Below are 15565 nucleotides of genomic sequence, written 5' to 3' on the forward strand. Positions count from 1 at the left end.
GCTTGGCCGCGCCACGGTCAACATTGCAGTGCAGCGTTGCACTGCCGACGCGTTTGGTCCATTGCAGTGCGGTCAAAAAGGCGGCGGCTGCCGGACCAACCAAGGACGTTCTCGATGAGCAAGAAACAATACCGGATCGCGGTCATTCCCGGCGACGGCATCGGCAAGGAAGTGATGCCCGAGGGCCTGCGTGTCCTGGAGGCGGCGGCGAAGAAGCACGGCGTCGCCCTGCATTTCGACCATTTCGACTTCTCGTCCTGGGACTATTACGAGAAGCACGGCCAGATGATGCCCGATGACTGGAAGGAGAAGATCGGCAAGCACGATGCGATCTATTTCGGTGCGGTCGGCTGGCCGGCTAAGATTCCGGACCACGTCTCGCTGTGGGGCTCGCTGATCAAGTTCCGCAGGGAGTTCGACCAATATGTGAACCTGCGCCCGGTGCGGCTGATGCCCGGCGTGCCGTCGCCGCTGGCGGGCCGTAAGCCCGGCGATATCGATTTCTGGGTGGTGCGCGAGAACACCGAAGGCGAATATTCCTCGGTCGGCGGCCGCATGTTCCCGGATACCGACCGCGAGTTCGTGACCCAGCAGACGGTAATGACCCGCACCGGCGTCGACCGCATCCTGAAATTCGCCTTCGAGCTCGCGCAGTCGCGGCCGAAGAAGCACCTGACCTCGGCGACCAAGTCCAACGGCATCTCGATCACCATGCCCTATTGGGACGAGCGCGTGGAGGCGATGGCCAAGAAATATCCGGGCGTAAAGTGGGACAAGTACCACATCGACATCCTGACCGCGAACTTCGTGCTGCATCCGGACTGGTTCGACGTCGTGGTCGGCTCCAACCTGTTCGGCGATATCCTGTCCGATCTCGGCCCGGCCTGCACCGGCACGATCGGCATCGCACCGTCAGGCAACATCAATCCCGAGGGGGACTTTCCCTCGGTGTTCGAGCCGGTGCACGGCTCGGCGCCCGATATTGCGGGGCAGGGGATTGCGAACCCGATCGGGGCGATCTGGTCCGGCGCAATGATGCTCGAGCATCTCGGTGAGAAGGAAGCCGGCAAGTCGATCGTCGAGGCGATCGAGCGCACGCTGGCCGAACGCACGCTGCGCACGAAGGATCTCGGCGGCAACGCCGACACCACGGCGTGCGGCAAGGCCGTTGCGGACATGGTGGATTAAGGCTGCGGAGCGAGGCAGGTAGCCGCGAGTCCTCGCCGAACCACGTCCTGTGATCATGGTCCCGGATCGGCGCGCCTGTCCGGGACGACAGCGGATAGATACCGGCTTCTACTTAGCCCGCGATCTTCTCGATCGCGGCCTGATCCAGGCCGAACTTTTTTCCGGCCTCCAGAATCTCCTGCCAGGTCGTTGGGTCGACCGGAATGCCTTCAGCGAGACGCTTTTTCTTGGTTTCGCGCTCGGGCTCGCCCGCGATTCTGACCTTGTCGACGCCGGGCGCGGGCGGCGAGCCGGTATGCCAGGCGACGAAACTCTCGACTTCGCGCGCGAGGTTCTCGCCGGTGCCAAGCTTGCCGGGATCGATGACGATCGAGAGCATGCCGTTGAGGACGTTGTGCTTGCCGTCCGACGAACCCTTCACCACCTGACCACCGGAGAGCGCGCCGCCGAGGATCTCGCACACAAGCGCGAGGCCCGAGCCCTTGTGCTCGCCGAAGGGGAGGATGGCGCCGTACGGCGGGACCACGGTGTAGCGCGGGTTGACGGTGGGTTTGCCCTCATGATCGATGATGGTGCCGGGCTCCAGCTCGACGCCCTTGTTGTGGGCGACGCGGGTCTTTCCCTGCGCGATCCTGCTGGTGGCGAAGTCCAGCACGATCGGGTCCTTGCCGCTTCGCGGAATGCCGACGCAGAACGGGTTGGTGCCATGGCGCGCATCGCTGCCGCCCCAGGGCGCCACGATCGGCCGCGAGATCACGTTGACGAAATGGATCGAGACCAGGCCGTGGTCGATGCACTGCTCGGCCCAATGGCCGATGCGGCCGATGTGATGCGCGTTGGAAAGGCCGACCAGGCACACGCCGTTGCGCTTGGCGCGCTCGGCCGCCAGCTCCATCGCTTCATGGCCGATCACCTGGCCGTAGCCGGTGAGGCCGTCGAGCGTGAGCAGCGGACCGGTATCGAGAACGATCTTGACGTGCTGGTTCACGGCGAGGCCGCCATTGGTGACGCTCTGGACATAGCGCGGAATCATGCCGACGCCGTGCGAGTCGTGGCCCTTGAGATTGGCTTCGACGAGATTGGTGGCGACCAGCTCGGCCTCGCGGTCGGATGAGCCGCCGGCCTTGACGATGGCGTGAATGGCACTGGTGAGCGGCTCAGCCTTGATGGTGCGGTAGTCGGCCATTGTTGTTGCTCTTGTCCTTTCACGATGTGGCGGGTTGTGTAGGGTGGGTTAGCGAAGCGTAACCCACCACTTCTTTCCCCACGGAAGCAGAAGAGGTGGGTTGCGCCGAGCCGATGCGCTTTGCGCATCTGCTCGGCTAACCCACCCTACGATTTTACGATGCGGCGGCAATGGACCAATGCCGCTTCGATCAGGTTCTCGCTCGCTTCCGGCGTGCGGAAGGCGGAATGCGCCGATAGCGTCACGTTCGGCAGCTTCGTCAGCGGATGATCGCCGGGCAAGGGCTCGGTGTTGAAGACGTCGAGGCCGGCATGGCGGATGTGGCCCGACTTCAGCGCCTCGATCATGGCGGCTTCGTCGACGATCGCGGCGCGCGCGGTGTTGACGAAGATGACGCCCGGCTTCATTTTGGCGATCTTCTCGCGCGTGATCATGCCGCGCGTCTCGTCGTTGAGCAGCAGATGCAGCGACACGACATCGCTCCTCGCCAGCACCGTGTCGAGATCGGTGAATTCGACGCCCGGATGGCTCTTCGGCGAGCGATTCCAGGCGATCACCTTCATGCCGCTGCCGGAGGCGATGCGCGCGACCTCCGCGGCGATGCCGCCGAAGCCGATCAGCCCGAGCGTCTTGCCGGTGAGCTGCATGCCGTCCTCGCGCAGCCAGTTGCCGACGCGCATCTCGCGGTCCATCATCGCGATGACGCGGGCGGAAGCCCACATCAGCGCAATCGCGGCTTCGGCGACCGCAGTGTCGCCGTAGCCCTTGATCAGATGCACGGAGATGCCGAGCTCGGCGAGCTCCTCCGGGTTCATGTAGCTGCGTGCGCCGGTGCCGAGGAACACGACGTGCTTGAGGCCGGTGCACTTCTTCGCAACCTCGGTCGGCAGCGCGGTGTGGTCGACGATCGCGATCTCGGCGCCGTCGAGGATTTCAGGGTATTGCTCCGGCTTGATGTCGGGGTCCCGGTGGATCCGCACCTTGGGATCGCCGGGCTTCCCCAGCCGCTCCATGATCACGGCAAGGGCTTCGTTGGCGTCGACGAAAACTCCGCGCATGGCTCTCTCCGATCAGGACGCGACGCCGGCGATCGCCAGCACGGTATGCATGAGGACGTTGGTACCTGCGGCGCAATCGCCCTGCGTGGCGTCCTCCAGCTCGTTGTGGCTGATGCCGTCCTTGCAGGGCACGAACACCATCGCCGCAGGCATCACGGTGTTGAGGTTGCAGGCGTCGTGGCCGGCGCCGGACGTGATGCGGCGCGAGGAATAGCCGAGCGTCTTCGCCGCGCTCTCCACCGCTGCGATCAGCTTGGGGTCGAAATGCGTCGGCGGCTTGCGCCAGACCAGATCGATCTTCACCTCGACCTTGCGGCGTGCGGCGATCTCGGCAATCGCGGCGCGCAAATCGCGGTCCAGCGCGTCCATGATCGCGCCATCCGCGCTGCGGCAATCCATGGTGAAGGCGATCTCGCCGGGAATGACGTTGCGCGAGGGGTTGGCGATCACGGCCTCGCCGATGGTGCCGACCGCCTTCGGCCCGTGCTTCTTCGCGATGGCCTCCATCGCCAGCACGATCTCCGACAATGTCGCGAGCGCATCGCGCCGCAGCGGCATCGGGGTCGAGCCGGCATGGCTCTCGAAGCCGGAGATCTTGCCGTCGTACCAAAGCACGCCCTGGCCGGAATCGACGACGCCGATGGTCTTGCCCTCGGCCTCCAGGATCGGGCCCTGCTCGATATGCAATTCGACGAAGCAGCCAAGCTTCTGGAAGCCGACCGGCCTGTCGCCGCGATAGCCGATGCTGTCGAGCGCCTGGCCGACGGTGGTGCCCTCGGCATCCTTGCGCGACAAAATGTCGTCGGTGGTGAAGTCGCCGACGTAAGCGGCGGAGGCCATCATTGCAGGTGCGAAGCGCGAGCCTTCCTCATTGGTCCAGTTGACGACGCAGATCGGCGCTTCGGTCTCGATCCCGGCATCGTTCAGGGTACGGATCACCTCCAGCGCGCCGAGCGTGCCCAGGATGCCGTCATACTTGCCGCCGGTCGGCTGGGTGTCGAGATGCGAGCCGATGCCGACCGGCAGTTTCGACATGTCGCGGCCCTTGCGCAGACCGAATTGCGAACCGAGCGCATCGGTGTGCACCTCGAGGCCAGCCTCCTCGCAGGCCTTGCGGAACCAGTCGCGCACCTGCTTGTCCTCGGCACTCAACGTCAGTCGCCGCACGCCGCCCTTGGCCGTCGCGCCGAATTGCGCGGTCTCGTGGATGGAGCCCCAGAGGCGGGCGGAATCGATCTGCAAATTGGTGGCGGCTCGGCTCATGCGGTCAGTCTCTCAGTTGTCATTCCGGGGCGGCCCGAAGAGTCGAACCCGGAATCTCGAGATTCCGGGTCTGGTGCTGCGCACCATCCCGGAATGACGTTGAAGGTTGTCCGGCGCCTTTTTCAATGACGCGCTTGCGCGGGCGCGTCAACCGCGAGGCTGCTCTGCGCAATCTGCCGTGCAAGCTCGGCGACGCGCTCCACGGCAACGACGTCGGGCGAGGCGAGCCAGCTCGCGGTGAAGGTCAGCGGCGCGATCGCCAGATCGGTGTCGAGCAGCTGCAGCCGCCCGTCGGCGAGCTCGCTCTCGACGATGGCGTCGGGGATCACGGCGACGCCCAGCCCCTCGACCGCCATGTGGATGACGGTGGCGAGCGAGGCGGACGCATGCAGGCGGATCGGCGGCAGCTCCGGCCGGTCGAACACCTCGCGCACCACCTCGTAGGGCTTGGTCTTGCGCGGGAAGGTGATGATCGGAAATCGCGCGAGGTCGGCCGGCGTCACCGGGCCCTTGCCGAGCCCGAGCGAAGGACTTGCGAGAAACCCGATCGGATAATCGGCGAGCACGCGGTTGTGCACGCCGGAGGCGGACAGCGGTCCCACCACGAACGCAAGCTCGATCTCCTGCGCGAGCAGGCGCGCGGTGAGGTTCGGCGTGATGTCGACCTCGATCTCCAGCGACAGGTTCGGATAGACTTGGTTGACGCTCTTCACGAGGCGCGGCAGCCAGGTGTGCACGATGGTCTCGGCGACGCCAAGCCGCATCACGCCGCGCATCGCCGAGGCATCGCTGATCTCCGCCATCATCTGTGCGCGCAGCCCGATGAGCTTCTCCGCATAGACCATCATCTGCCGGCCGCTCGGGGTCGGTGAGGCCACGCGATGATCGCGATTGAGCAGCTTCACCCCCATCTCGCGCTCGAGCTGGGCGATGCGCTGGGAGATCGCCGGCTGGGTGGTGTTGAGCCGTTGGGCGGCGCCGCGAAAGCTGCCGAGCTTCACCACCCACAGGAACGTCTCGATCGACCTGAAGTCCAGCATGGAAGGATTTTCCCATTCGATAAATCAGATTTATCGATATTGATTAGAAACGACGATTAGACTTTATAGCACGCGTGGTGTTGGCTTGTCTTTGTCGAGTTTATGGGCAGGTCAATCACATGACTGTTTTGGTGGCAGCGCAGCAAACTGAAACAACCGACACGCTGCCGAGCCGCAAGGCCCGGCTCGCTTACCGCGAGGGGCTGGTCGCCTCCACCGCCGGCGTCGCCCCGGGCTTCGTCCAGGGCAATCTGGCGATCCTGCCGGCGGACTATGCCGGCGCCTTTCACCGCTTCTGTCAGCTCAATCCCAAGCCGTGCCCGATCATCGGCATGTCCGATGTCGGCAGCCCTTTCATCCCGGCGCTCGGCGCCGACCTCGACATCCGCACCGACGTGCCGCGCTACCGCGTCTGGCGCGATGGCGAGATCGTCGACGAGCCGATCGACGTGACCAAGTACTGGCGCGACGATCTCGTCACCTTCGTGCTCGGCTGCTCGTTCTCGTTCGAGGAGGCGCTGCTCGACGAGGGCATGCCGATCCGTCACATCGAGCAGAACGTGCGCGTGCCGATGTACCGCACCAACATTCCTTGCGGCGAGGCCGGACCGTTCGCAGGTCCCATGGTGGTATCGATGCGCCCGTTCAAGCCGGCGGATGCGATCCGCGCGGTGCAGATCACCTCGCGCTATCCCGCCGTGCACGGCGCGCCCGTGCATCTCGGCCACCCGCATCTGATCGGCATCAAGGACATTTCCAAGCCCGACTACGGCGATCCGGTGACCGTCGCCGACGACGAGATCCCGGTGTTCTGGGCCTGCGGCGTCACCCCGCAATCGGTCATCAACGCCGCCAAGCTTCCGTTCGCGATCACGCATTCGCCCGGCCTGATGCTGGTCACGGATCTCAAGAACAGGACCCTGGCCGTGATTTAACGGGCAGCATCTGCTGCTTCTTCGAGCTTTACCGCATCCGTCAATCGCTTCATTCGATCATCTGAAATTCAGTCACAAAGGACTCTGCCATGACGATCACTCGCCGCGACGTGTTGTTAGGTGCCACCGCCACCGCTGCACTGGTGCCTCTCGCTGCACGCGCACAGACGTCGGAGGTCGTGATCGGCGTGATCTATCCGTTCTCCGGCGGCAGCGCGCAGCAGGGTGTCGATGCACAGAAGGCCTACGAGACCGCGCTCGAGGTCATCAACAAGGATACCGATTTCGGCCTGCCGCTGGCCAAGGGCGAAGGCCTGCCGGGCCTCGGCGGCGCGAAGATCCGTCTCGTCTTCGCCGACCACCAGGCCGATCCGCAGAAGGGCCGCGCCGAGGCCGAGCGCCTGATCACGCAGGAGAAGGTCTGCGCCATCATCGGCACCTACCAGAGCGCCGTCGCCGTCACCGTCAGCCAGATCTGCGAGCGCTATCAGGTCCCGTTCGTCTCCGCCGACAATTCCTCTCCGAGCCTGCATCGCCGCGGCCTGAAGTACTATTTCCGCGCCGCGCCGCACGACGAGATGTACTCGGCCGCCATGTTCGACTTCTTCGATGCCATGAAGAAGAAGGGCACCAAGATCGAGACGCTGTCGCTGTTCCACGAGGACACCATCTTCGGCACCGATTCCGGCAACGCCCAGGCCAAGATCGCGGGTGAGCGCGGCTACAAGATCGTCACCGACATCAAGTATCGCGCCAACTCGCCCTCGCTCTCGGCCGAGGTGCAGCAGCTCAAGTCGGCGAATGCCGACGTGCTGATGCCCTCGAGCTACACCACCGACGGCATCCTCCTGGTCAAGACCATGGCCGAGCTCGGCTACAAGCCGAATGCGATCGTGGCGCAGGACGCCGGCTTCTCCGAGAAGGCTCTCTATGATGCCGTCGGCGACAAGCTCGAAGGCGTGATCTCGCGCGGCACCTTCTCGCTCGACCTCGCGCAGAAGCGGCCGATGGTCGGCAAGATCAACGACATGTTCAAGGCGAAGTCGGGCAAGGACTTCAACGATCTCACCTCGCGCCAGTTCATGGGCCTGATCATCCTCGCCGACGCCATCAGTCGGGCCAAATCGACCGACGGCGAGAAGATCCGCGACGCGCTGGCGGCGACTGACATCCCGGGCGAGCAGACCATCATGCCCTGGAAGCGCGTCAAATTCGACGAGATGGGCCAGAACAACGACGCCGACCCCGTGCTGCTGCAATATATCGGCGGCAAGTTCGTCACCATCTTCCCGCCGCAGGCTGCGATCGCCGAGGCGGTCTGGCCGATGAAGTAAGCGCTGCGGGAGCAGGGGAGCACATCGCGATCGTCGCGCGAGCCTCGTCATTGCGAGGAGCGAAGCGACGAAGCAATCCAGACTGTCTACGTGGCGGGATGCTGGATTGCTTCGCTTTGCTCGCAATGACGGAGCAACGATGACGTTTCGAACGGGGGACGACTTTTGACAGCCCAAGCCATTATCCAAAGTCTCGCGAGCGGCCTGCTTATGGGCCTGCTCTACGGATTGATCGCAGTCGGCCTCGCGCTGATCTTCGGCCTGATGGACGTCACGAACTTCGCCCATGGCGAGTTCCTGATGATCGCGATGTATCTGTCCTTCTTCCTGTTCGCGTTCTTCGCCATCGACCCCTTGCTGTCCGCGCCATTGGTCGCTGCCGCGCTCTTCATCTTCGGAGCGGTGATCTACTTGCTGATTGTGCGCTTCGCCATGCGGGCCAAGGCCAATGCCGGCATGGTGCAGATCTTCACCACGTTCGGCCTCGCCATCGTGATGCGGGGCCTCGCGCAGTACTTCTTCACGCCTGATTATCGCAGCATTCCGCAATCCTGGCTCGGCGGCAAGACCATCTCGATTGCCGGCATCTTCCTGCCGGAGCCGCAGCTGGTCGGCGCGCTGGTCTCGATCGCCGCCTTCGCAGGTCTCTATGTCTTCATCCACCGCACCGATTTCGGCCGCGCGATCGAAGCCACCCGCGAAGATCCCGGTGCGGTCGCGCTGGTCGGCATCGACAAGAACCGTGTCTTCGCCTTCGGCTGGGGCCTCGGCGCCGCGCTGGTCGGTCTCGCCGGCGCGATCATGGCGAGCTTCTTCTACATCTATCCCGACGTTGGCGCGTCCTTTGCCCTGATCGCCTACGTCACCGTGGCGCTCGGCGGCTTCGGCAGCGTGTTCGGCGCCTTCGCCGGCGGCATCATCGTCGGGCTCGTCGAAGCCACCACCGCCCTGGTGCTGCCGCCGTCGCTGAAATCGGTCGGCATCTACGCGGTCTATCTGCTGGTCGTCTTCATCCGGCCGCGCGGCCTGTTCGGATCGATCTGATGGACAAGGAATTTGCAGCGCGGCGCCGCCGCGATCTCATCATCGCCGCGGCGCTCGCCATGATTGCGGCGCTGACGCCATTGTTCGTCAAGGACGTCGTCGTTCAGAACATCCTGATCCTCACGCTGATGTATGCGGGTCTGTCGCAGAGCTGGAACATCCTGTCCGGCTATTGCGGGCAGATTTCGCTCGGGCACGCGCTGTATTTCGGCCTGGGTGCCTACACCACCGAGCTGCTGTTCACCAAGTTCGGCGTGCTGCCCTGGTTCGGCATGCTGGCCGGCGGCGTGGTGTCGGCGCTGATCGCGATGGGGCTCGGCTATCCCTTCTTCCGCCTGCGCGGCCACTACTTCGTGATCGCCACAATCGTCATCGCCGAGATCGGATTGCTGCTGTTCCACAACTGGGAATGGGCCGGCGCTGCGATGGGCATCACCATTCCGATCCGCGGCGATAGCTGGTTGAAGTTCCAATTCCTCCGCACCAAGCTGCCGTATTTCTACTTCGCGCTCGCGCTGTGCTGCCTCGCCTGGTTCGTGACCTGGTGGCTGGAAAACTCCAAATGGGGATTCTGGTGGCGCGCGGTCAAGGACAACCCGGAGGCGGCCGAGAGCCTCGGTGTCGACGTGTTCAATTCCAAGATGGGCGCGGCGGCGGTCTCCGCCTTCCTGGTCGCCATCGGCGGCAGCTTCTATGCCCAGTTCGTCTCCTACATCGATCCCGAAAGCGTCATGGGCTTCCAGTTTTCGCTGCTGATGGCGCTGCCCGCCGTGCTCGGCGGCATCGGCACCCTGTGGGGGCCGGTGCTGGGGGCCGCCATCCTGATCCCGCTGACCGAACTGACGCGCTTCAAGTTCGGCGGCTCAGGGCGCGGCGTCGACCTCATCGTCTACGGCACGCTGATCGTCCTGATCTCGCTGGCCCTGCCGCGGGGGCTGCTCAGCCTGTTCTCACGGCCGAAGAAGACGGGAGCCGCCCGATGACCGCGCTCCTCGAAACCCGCGGCGTCTGGCAGCGCTTCGGCGGCCTCGTCGCCAACAGCGACGTCTCGATCTCGGTCGGCCGCGGCGAGATCGTCGGCCTGATCGGCCCTAACGGCGCCGGCAAGTCGACGCTGTTCAATCTCATCGCCGGCGTGCTGCCACCGACCCAAGGCTCGATCCTGTTCGATGGCGAGGACGTCACCCACATGCCGGCGGCGGCGCGCTGCCAGCGCGGCATCGGGCGCACCTTCCAGGTGGTGAAGAGCTTCGAGACCATGACCGTGATCGACAACGTCATCGTCGGGGCGTTGGTCCGCAACACGGTGATGCGCGAGGCGCGCCGCAAGGCGCACGAGGTCTTGGAGTTCACCGGCCTTGCCGCGCGCGCCGACGTGCTCGCCAGCGACCTCGTGCCGGCCGAGAAGCGCCGCCTCGAAGTCGCCCGCGCGCTCGCGACCGAGCCGAAGCTGCTGCTGCTCGACGAAGTCCTCACCGGCCTGACGCCGACCGAGGCGCAGACCGGCGTGGCGCTCGTGCGCAAGGTGCGCGATGCCGGCATCACCGTGCTGATGGTCGAGCACGTCATGGAGATCGTGATGCCGCTGGTCGACCGCGCCATCGTGCTCGACCTCGGCAAGGTGCTGGTCGAGGGCAAGCCTTCGGACGTCGTCCGCGATCCCAAGGTGATCAAGGCATATCTGGGAGATCGTCATGCTGTCGGTGCGTGAAGTCACGACCGCCTATCAGGGCCTGGTCGCGATCTCCGCGGTCTCGATCGAGGTCCAGAAGGGCGAGATCGTCTGCGTCGCCGGTGCCAACGGCGCCGGCAAGTCGACGCTGCTGAAATCGATCGCCGGGGCCGAGCGGCCGCGCTCGGGCAGCGTGACCTTCGACGGCAAGCAGATCAACGGCATGGCGCAGCACCACATCACGGCGGCCGGCATCGCCTATGTACCGGAGAACCGCCGCCTGTTTCCGCGCCTGTCGGTGCGGGACAATCTGCGCCTCGGCAGCTATCTCTATCGCGGCGAGGCCGACCGCGAGGGACCGCTCGAACTCGTCTTCAAGCTGTTCCCGCGCCTTCAGGAGCGTTTGGAGCAACGCGCCGAGACGCTCTCCGGCGGCGAGCAGCAGATGCTTGCGATTGGTCGCGCCCTGATGACACGCCCGCGGCTGTTGATGCTGGACGAGCCCTCGCAGGGCATCATGCCGAAGTTGGTGGATGAGATCTTCCAGGCGGTCAAGCGCATCCGCGACGCCGGCATGACCGTGCTGATCGTCGAGCAGCGCATGGCCGAGTGCCTGGAGATCGCCGACCGCGCCTACATCCTGCAAACCGGCCGCGTGCTGATGCAGGGCGCCGCAAGCGAGATCAAGGGCAATCCCGACGTGCGGAAGGCGTATCTGGGGCTGTAGCTCCGAGCGTGCTACCGTAGCCCGGATGAGCGCAGCGATATCCGGGGCAGGTGGTCCCGCATGTCGCTGCGCTCATGCGGGCTACGCTTTCTTCGCCGCGGAAGCGGCCTTCAACATTTGTTCGACGATTCCATCAAATTCGCTTTTGGCAATCGGGTCTGCCTTGCCGATCTCGTCATATGCCGGGCTTGTCTCTGGCCACCAACGATAGTGACGCCCGGCTCGATCAAGGACCCGGGCCGCTGCTTCAACCTCTGCGTCCGTCGGGCTCGTTGCCTGCATCGCGCCATGCTCGTGCCCATGCTCCGGCAGCGTCACCCCGAACACCTTCACCAGATCCTTCACCTGCTCCGGCGACAGACAGCGCGGGTTCATCCCGCGCAGCAGCAGGTACAGCTTCGCCGTTTCCTCCAATTCCTCCGTCGCGAACACCGCCGCTTCCAGCGTGTCGCCGGCGACCACCGGACCGTGATTGGCGAGCAGCACGGATGAGTACTTTCCCGCCAGTCCCTTGATCGCGTCCGCGACCGCGGGATCACCGGGGCGGTAATAGGGCACGAGCGCGGTGGCGCCGCATTTCATCAGGTAATAGGCCGTCATCGGCGGCAGCACGGCGCGCGGGTCGATCTCGGGCAGCATCGACAGCGCGACGGAGTGGGTGGAGTGCAGATGCACGATCGCGCGTGCATTGCCGCGCGTATCGTACAGCGCCGTATGCAGCGGAACTTCCTTGGTCGGCGCATCGCCAGAGACCAGCCGGCCCTGATCGTCCAGCCGCGACAGCTTTGCCGGATCGAGGAAGCCGAGCGAGGCGTTGGTCGGCGTCACCAGCCAGCCGCCGCCGTCCAGCCGGACGCTGATATTGCCGGAGGAGCCCGGCGTCAGCCCGCGCTCGAACAGGGACCGTCCGAAGCGGCAGATATCCTCGCGCAGCCGCGTCTCGTTGCTGTTTTCAGTCCTCATGGCCGTCATGTCCTTTTGTCTCACGCTTTGGCAGCGCGACCAAGCCGTGTTATCGGTTCGTCGAGCCCGCCGCAAAGGCCGGCCATCCGGGAAACGTTCGCAAGGGTTAGTTGCATGTCCGCCTCCACGCCACAAAATCAGCGCATCGCCGTCATCGGGCTCGGCTCGATGGGGTACGGCATGGCGACCTCGCTGAAGCGCGCCGGCCACGCGGTCACCGGCTGCGATGTTTCGGCTGACGCCGTGGCGCGTTTCGTGAAGGATGGCGGGACGGGGGCCAGGACCCCGGCCGAGGCCGCCAAGGATGCCGACATCGTCGTCAGCGTCGTCGTCAATGCTGCGCAGACTGAGACGATCCTGTTCGGCAAGGATGGTGCCGCCGAGACCTTGCCGAAGGGTAGCGTGTTCGTCTCCTCCGCCACCATGGATCCGGACGTGGCGCGGCGCCTTGCCAGGCAGCTGGAGGCGACGGGCCGGCTTTATCTGGACGCGCCGATCTCCGGCGGGGCGCAGCGTGCCGCGCAGGGCGAGTTGACGATCCTGGCCTCCGGCAGTCCCGCTGCATTTGCGAAAGCGCGGCCCGCGCTCGATGCCATGGCCGCAAAGCTGTACGAGCTCGGCGATGCCGCCGGGCAGGGCGCTGCCTTCAAGATGATCAACCAGCTGCTCGCCGGCGTGCACATCGCCGCCGCCTCGGAGGCGATGGCGTTCGCGGCCAAGCAGGGACTCGACATCCGCAAGGTCTATGAGGTGATCACGGCCTCCGCCGGCAATTCCTGGATGTTCGAGAACCGCATGCCGCACGTGCTGGACGGCGATTATACGCCGCGCAGCGCGGTCGAGATCTTCGTCAAGGATCTCGGCATCATCCAGGACATGGCGCGCAGTGCCCGATTTCCAGTGCCGGTCTCCGCCGCCGCGCTCCAGATGTTCCTGATGACATCAGCCGCCGGCATGGGCCGCGACGATGACGCGTCGGTGGCGCGCATGTATGCCCAGGTGACCGGCGTGAAGCTGCCCGGCGACAAGTAAGTTTGAGGGGATTTCCAATGCCGCGTTTTGCCGCCAATCTCTCGATGATGTTCACCGAGGTGCCGTTCCTCGATCGGTTCGATGCCGCTGCGCAAGCCGGCTTCACCGCGGTCGAGTTTCTCTTTCCTTACGAGCATCCCGCCGAGGCGGTCGGGGAGCGGCTGAAGCGCAACGGCCTGACCCAGGCGCTGTTCAACCTGCCGCCGGGCGACTGGAATGCCGGCGAGAAGGGCTTTGCGGCGCTCCCCTCACGATTCAACGACCTCAAGGCGAGCCTGGAGACGGCGCTGCCCTACGCCAAGGCGACCGGCGTCAAGCGCCTGCACCTGATGGCCGGCATTGCCAACCGCGGCGAACGCGTCGCGATCGAGGCGTTCTACAAATCGGTGGCCTGGGCTGCGGAGTTCTTCGCCCCTCACGGCATCGACGTCGTGATCGAGCCCATCAATGCGCGCAACGTGCCCGGCTACTTTCTCAACGATTTCGGCTTCGCTCGCGACCTGATCCAGGAGCTGAGGCTTGCGAACCTCAAGCTCCAGTTCGACATCTATCATTGCCAGATCATTCATGGCGACGTCACCATGCGGCTGCGCGAGATGATGCCGATCATCGGCCACATCCAGATCGCCAGCATCCCCTCGCGCAACGAGCCCGACGGCGAGGAGCTGAACTATCCGTTCCTGTTCGAGGAGCTCGACCGGCTCGGCTATGCCGGCTTCGTCGGCTGCGAGTACAATCCGCGCGGCAAGACCATTGATGGGCTCGCCTGGTTCAAGCCCTATGCTGGAGTGAAGCCGTGACACGTGCGGCAACGATCTCTCTCGGCTGCATCGCCGACGATTACACCGGCGCCTCCGATCTCGCCAACACGCTGACGCGCGCCGGCCTGCGCACCGTGCAGACCATCGGCGTGCCCTCGGACGATCTGGCGTTGCCCGAGGTCGACGCTGTCGTGGTGTCGCTGAAGAGCCGCTCGATCGAGGCCGGACTTGCCGTCTCGCGCTCACGCGCGGCGGACAAATGGCTGCGCAGCCGCGGCGCGGGCCACGTGCTGTTCAAGATCTGCTCGACCTTCGATTCCACCGATTTAGGCAATATCGGTCCGGTGATGGACGCGTTGCGCGCCGACAGCGGCGAGGGTGCCGTTCTGGTGACGCCGGCGTTCCCAGAGACCGGCCGCACCGTGTACCAGGGCAACCTCTTCGTCGGCGCCGTGCCGCTCAACGAAAGCCCGCTGAAGGATCATCCACTCAACCCGATGCACGATTCGAACCTGGTGCGCGTGCTGGCGCGCCAGAGCAGGACGCAGATCGGTCTCGTCGACCTCGCGACCGTCGCGCGCGGCGCGGATGCCGTGCGGGCGCGGCTGGCCGAGCTCGCCGGCAAGGGTATCGGCGCTGCCATCATCGACGCCGTGTTCGATCGCGACCTCGAAACCATCGGCCTCGTCGCCGCCGAACATCGCCTGTCGGTCGGTGCCTCCGGCATCGGCCTTGGGCTCGCGCGCGCGCTGGTCTCGACGGGCAAGGTCAAGCGCGGTGCCGCCAGCAGCGAGTGCGGAGCTGCCGTCGGCGGGTCGGCTGCCTGTCTTGCCGGAAGCTGCTCGCAGGCCACGCTTCAGCAGATCGCGAATGCCGAACGCATCATGCCGGTGCTCCGTCTCGACCAGGACCGTATTATTACGGGTGCGAACGAAGCCGAGCGCGCGCTCGACTGGGCGAGGCCGCGACTTGCCGACGGCCCGGTGCTGATCGCCTCGAGCGCGAAGCCCGAGGAAGTCGCCGCATTGCAGGCCCGCCACGGCCGCGATGCTGCAGGTCACGCCATCGAGCAGGCGATGGCCGATATCGCGGAAAGCCTCGTGAAAGCAGGGGTTCGACGGCTCATCGTGGCCGGCGGCGAGACATCCGGCGCGGTCGTCGACCGGCTCGAAATCCCGGGCTTCCTCGTCGGCGCGGAGATCGCCGCGGGCGTGCCGGTGCTGCGCGCCGTCGGCGCCGCAGCAGGCGAAATGCTGCTCGCGTTGAAGTCCGGAAACTTCGGCGGCCCGGAGTTCTTCGCGGATGCGCTTAGGCTCATGCGCTGAGCGCAGACCGTTTTTAGGTTCCTGTTCATCTCTTTCG

14 protein-coding genes and 1 pseudogene are annotated in these 15565 nt (G+C 65.2%); 10 read left to right on the top strand and 5 right to left on the bottom strand.

The features are described from left to right. The first annotated feature begins 114 nt into the window (after positions 1 to 114). Positions 115 to 1188, top strand: coding sequence for a tartrate dehydrogenase (locus K410_RS0112875; RefSeq protein ID WP_028135244.1), 1074 nt, complete (start codon positions 115 to 117; stop codon positions 1186 to 1188). Positions 1189 to 1300: 112 nt separating this feature from the next. Here the strand turns inward: K410_RS0112875 and K410_RS0112880 are convergent, their stop codons facing one another. The 4 genes from K410_RS0112880 to K410_RS0112895 form a co-directional block, all read right to left on the bottom strand. Further along, positions 1301 to 2374 carry a malate/lactate/ureidoglycolate dehydrogenase gene (locus tag K410_RS0112880; protein WP_028135245.1) on the bottom strand — a complete coding sequence of 358 codons (1074 nt, stop codon included), beginning with the start codon at positions 2372 to 2374 and terminating at the stop codon, positions 1301 to 1303. A gap of 146 nt (positions 2375 to 2520) precedes the next feature. Next, positions 2521 to 3432 carry an NAD(P)-dependent oxidoreductase gene (locus K410_RS0112885; RefSeq protein WP_028135246.1) on the bottom strand — a complete coding sequence of 304 codons (912 nt, stop codon included), beginning with the start codon at positions 3430 to 3432 and terminating at the stop codon, positions 2521 to 2523. A 12-nt stretch (positions 3433 to 3444) separates the two neighbouring features. Beyond that, the gene (locus K410_RS0112890; protein WP_028135247.1) at positions 3445 to 4695 is read right to left on the bottom strand and encodes a Zn-dependent hydrolase; all 1251 of its coding nucleotides are present in this window, start codon (positions 4693 to 4695) and stop codon (positions 3445 to 3447) included. 122 nt (positions 4696 to 4817) lie between these two features. Then, positions 4818 to 5735 (bottom strand): LysR family transcriptional regulator, encoded by a 918-nt coding sequence (locus tag K410_RS0112895; RefSeq protein WP_028135248.1) that lies wholly within the window; start codon positions 5733 to 5735, stop codon positions 4818 to 4820. A gap of 119 nt (positions 5736 to 5854) precedes the next feature. Here K410_RS0112895 and K410_RS0112900 point away from each other — a divergent pair, with 119 nt between their 5' ends. The 6 genes from K410_RS0112900 to K410_RS0112925 all read left to right on the top strand — a co-directional run bounded on the left by K410_RS0112900 (position 5855) and on the right by K410_RS0112925 (position 11447). After that, complete coding sequence (locus K410_RS0112900; RefSeq protein ID WP_028135249.1) at positions 5855 to 6670, top strand: putative hydro-lyase; 816 nt, start codon at positions 5855 to 5857, stop codon at positions 6668 to 6670. Positions 6671 to 6759: 89 nt separating this feature from the next. Further along, entirely contained in the window at positions 6760 to 8004 is a 1245-nt protein-coding gene (locus tag K410_RS0112905) for an ABC transporter substrate-binding protein (protein ID WP_028135250.1), read from the top strand. 165 nt (positions 8005 to 8169) lie between these two features. Next, positions 8170 to 9048, top strand: a complete 879-nt coding sequence (locus K410_RS0112910) for a branched-chain amino acid ABC transporter permease (RefSeq protein ID WP_028135251.1) — start codon at positions 8170 to 8172, stop codon at positions 9046 to 9048. Then, entirely contained in the window at positions 9048 to 10031 is a 984-nt protein-coding gene (locus tag K410_RS0112915) for a branched-chain amino acid ABC transporter permease (RefSeq protein ID WP_028135252.1), read from the top strand. The genes K410_RS0112910 and K410_RS0112915 overlap by 1 nt, the downstream gene beginning before the upstream one ends. Next, positions 10028 to 10759: an ABC transporter ATP-binding protein gene (locus K410_RS0112920; RefSeq protein WP_028135253.1), complete on the top strand. Its 732-nt coding sequence runs from the start codon at positions 10028 to 10030 to the stop codon at positions 10757 to 10759. Before K410_RS0112915 ends, K410_RS0112920 begins: the two co-directional genes overlap by 4 nt. Next, positions 10743 to 11447, top strand: a complete 705-nt coding sequence (locus K410_RS0112925) for an ABC transporter ATP-binding protein (RefSeq protein WP_028135254.1) — start codon at positions 10743 to 10745, stop codon at positions 11445 to 11447. Before K410_RS0112920 ends, K410_RS0112925 begins: the two co-directional genes overlap by 17 nt. A gap of 288 nt (positions 11448 to 11735) precedes the next feature. Here the strand turns inward: K410_RS0112925 and otnC are convergent. Continuing rightward, positions 11736 to 12419, bottom strand: a pseudogene (otnC, locus tag K410_RS36800) (3-oxo-tetronate 4-phosphate decarboxylase); the annotation flags it as partial. Positions 12420 to 12524: 105 nt separating this feature from the next. Between otnC and ltnD the strand changes: the two are divergent. From ltnD to otnK, 3 genes are read left to right on the top strand one after another with little or no spacing between them, the layout of a single operon-like run. Then, complete coding sequence (gene ltnD, locus K410_RS0112935) at positions 12525 to 13442, top strand: L-threonate dehydrogenase (RefSeq protein WP_028135255.1); 918 nt, start codon at positions 12525 to 12527, stop codon at positions 13440 to 13442. Positions 13443 to 13459: 17 nt separating this feature from the next. Beyond that, positions 13460 to 14242: a 2-oxo-tetronate isomerase gene (gene otnI, locus K410_RS0112940; protein ID WP_028135256.1), complete on the top strand. Its 783-nt coding sequence runs from the start codon at positions 13460 to 13462 to the stop codon at positions 14240 to 14242. Beyond that, positions 14239 to 15528, top strand: a complete 1290-nt coding sequence (gene otnK, locus K410_RS0112945) for a 3-oxo-tetronate kinase (protein ID WP_028135257.1) — start codon at positions 14239 to 14241, stop codon at positions 15526 to 15528. Before otnI ends, otnK begins: the two co-directional genes overlap by 4 nt. Positions 15529 to 15565: the final 37 nt, after the last annotated feature.

Origin of the sequence: Bradyrhizobium sp. 22, from assembly GCF_000482425.1 — a bacterium.
GTDB lineage: Bacteria > Pseudomonadota > Alphaproteobacteria > Rhizobiales > Xanthobacteraceae > Bradyrhizobium > Bradyrhizobium japonicum_B.